The sequence below is a fragment of the Geminicoccus flavidas genome (genome assembly GCF_009806515.1).
In the GTDB taxonomy this organism is placed as follows: domain Bacteria; phylum Pseudomonadota; class Alphaproteobacteria; order Geminicoccales; family Geminicoccaceae; genus Geminicoccus; species Geminicoccus flavidus.
Genome location: NZ_WUJP01000735.1, coordinates 1 through 2,501, shown reverse-complemented (window position 1 = coordinate 2,501; position 2,501 = coordinate 1). Strand labels below are relative to the sequence as shown.

Here is a 2,501-nt window from a genome sequence, read left to right as displayed (position 1 = left end):
ACCACGGGCGAGTCGCTGAAGGTGGTGTACAAGGCGGACGGCCGGCTGATCCCAGAGAACCTGCTGCGCATCGACCATCTGCTGCGCGACTGGCGGAACAACGAGGTCAAGCATATCGACCCGGACCTGCTCGACCTGCTCTGGGACCTGCAGCAGAAGCTGGAGGTGGAGGAGCGGATCAGCGTCCTGTCCGGCTACCGCACTCCTGCGACCAATGCGATGCTGCGTCGCCGCCGGCGCGGGGCCGCGACCAACAGCTTCCACATGAAGGGCCAGGCGATCGACCTGCGGATCGCCGGCCGCAGCACCAAGCAGATCCGCAACGCCGCCCTTGCCCTCAATCGCGGCGGCGTGGGCTTCTATCCGACCAGCGGCTTCGTCCATGTCGACACCGGGGCGCCGCGGAGCTGGCGGGGCGTCTGAGCCGGCAGGCCGAGGCCCGCACCATTCCGCCGCCCGGGATCCTTTTCGGCGTCGCCGAGACCACACGCGGCGCATGAATGGCGGCAGCTCGCCGCCCGGCGGTCGCCACCGCCGCTGCCTTGCGGCATGCTCAGGGCCGTAGCCACCTCAGCCGGCCGGCTGCATCCTGGGGATCGCGGGAAGTCGCTGATGGGTCCTTATGCCGCGGTGGTCGCGGTCGTCTGCGGGGCGACGCTCCTGCAGTTCGCGAACGCGCTGTTCGCGATCCTGCTTCCGGTGCGGCTGACCCTGGCGCAGGCCTCGCCGGTGATGGTCGGCCTGATCGGCACCGCCTATGGCGCCGGCTTCCTGTTCGGCTGTGCGATCGGACCGCGCCTGGTGCGGCGCGTGGGCCATATCCGTGCGTTCGCGGCACTGGCCGCCGGCTGCGCCCTGGTGTCCATGGCGTTCGACGCCACCGCCGCCCCATGGTTGTGGATCCTCCTGCGCTTCCTGATGGGCTGCGTGCTGGCCGCGCTGTTCGTGGTGGTGGAAGCATGGCTCGCCGCCGCCACGCCCAGGGATTCGCGCGGCGGCGTGATCGCCTTCTACCTGGTGGCGATCAAGGCCGGAGTGATCCTGGCCCAGACCTGGTTCGCCTTCGGCGATCCGGAGGCAGGCTTCTGGATCGCGCTCGCGGTGGCCGGCTTCATCGCGGCGCTCATCCCGATCACCCTGACCCGCACCCGCGAGCCGCCGATGCCGACCGAGTTCGGCTTCCGCCTGCGTGAACTCTGGCAGACCGCACCGGCGGCGGTGGTGGGGGTGATGGGTGCCGGGCTGATCAACGGCGCGGTGCCGGCCCTCCTGCCGGTCTGGGGCGACACGATCGGCATCGGGGTGAGCCTGCCGGTGGTGCTGCTCTCGGCGATGCAGCTGGGCTCGCTCGTGGTGCAGTGGCCGCTCGGCCGCCTGTCTGACCGGATCGACCGGCGCTGGGTGATCGTCGGCTGCCTGGCCGGCGTGGCCGCGGTCTCGGCCCTGCTGGGGCTGGCGCCGCCCGCGGGCCGGGTGGCGCTGCTCGTGGTGTTCGTCCTGTTCGGCGGGGTGGCGCTCAGCTTCTACGGGATCTGTGCCGCCCATGCCGCCGACCATGTCGCGGCCGCCGGCGGGATGACCCGGCTGGCCTCGGGCATGCTGTTCATCTGGGCGATCGGTGCCGCGATTGGCCCAGTCGTGGCGGCGCGGCTGATGGAGCTGGTCGGGCCGGCGGGCCTGTTCCTGTTCTGCGGCACGGTGACCGGCGCAGTCGCCGCCTTCGTGCTGTTCCGCATGACCCGCCGCTCGGCGGTGCCGCCCGGGCACCGACCGGGCTTCGTCAATCTGCCCGCCACCTCCCCCTCGATCGGTCAGATCGATCCGCGCTCCCGCTGACGTGCCGCCTTTGGCCGTGTAGGCTCCGCCCCCGCGGCCAACCATGGGATGAGGGCGGATGATCGGGCGGCGCGGCCTCGTATCGGGCATGGCGGGCACGGCGGTGGGCATGGGGCTACTGGCCCCGCCCAGGCCGGCGCAGGGGCAGGAATTGCCGGAACTGCATTGGCGCCTCGTGTCCAACTTCCCGAAATCGTTGGACACGATCTACGGCACGGCTCTGGAGTTCGCCCGGGTGGTGGGCGAACTCAGCGAGGGCCGGTTCCGTATCGACGTGTTCGCCGCCGGCGAGATCGTGCCGGGCCTGCAGGTGCTGGACGCGGTGCAGAACGGCACGGTCGAGATGGGCCACGGCCCCACCTATTTCTATTCTGGCAAGGACCCGACCTTCACCCTGTTCACCGGCCTCCCCTTCGGCCTGAACACCAGGATGCAGAATGCCTGGATGTACCAGGGCGGCGGCGGGGAACTGCTCAACCAGTTCCTCGAGAAGTACAATGCCTATGCCCTGCCCGGCGGCAACTCGGGCTGCCAGATGGGCGGCTGGTTCCGCAAGGAGCTGAAGACGGTCGAGGACCTGAAGGGCCTGAAGTTCCGCATTCCCGGCATGGCCGGGGAGATCTGGCAGCGCCTGGGTGCCGTGCCGCAGCAGATCTCGCCGGGCG

At 70.5% G+C, this 2,501-nt stretch carries 3 protein-coding genes; all 3 read left to right on the top strand.

The features are described 5' to 3' along the window. Positions 1 to 423: YcbK family protein (locus EQG76_RS21125; protein WP_159716306.1), on the top strand; the 423-nt coding region annotated here is incomplete at its 5' end. Positions 424 to 612: 189 nt separating this feature from the next. Further along, a complete protein-coding gene (locus EQG76_RS21120; RefSeq protein WP_159716305.1) occupies positions 613 to 1,836 on the top strand; it encodes an MFS transporter in 1,224 nt (407 codons plus the stop codon). A gap of 58 nt (positions 1,837 to 1,894) precedes the next feature. Continuing rightward, positions 1,895 to 2,501, top strand: a 607-nt coding sequence (locus EQG76_RS21115) for a TRAP transporter substrate-binding protein (protein WP_407925557.1), incomplete at its 3' end; no start/stop codon positions are given.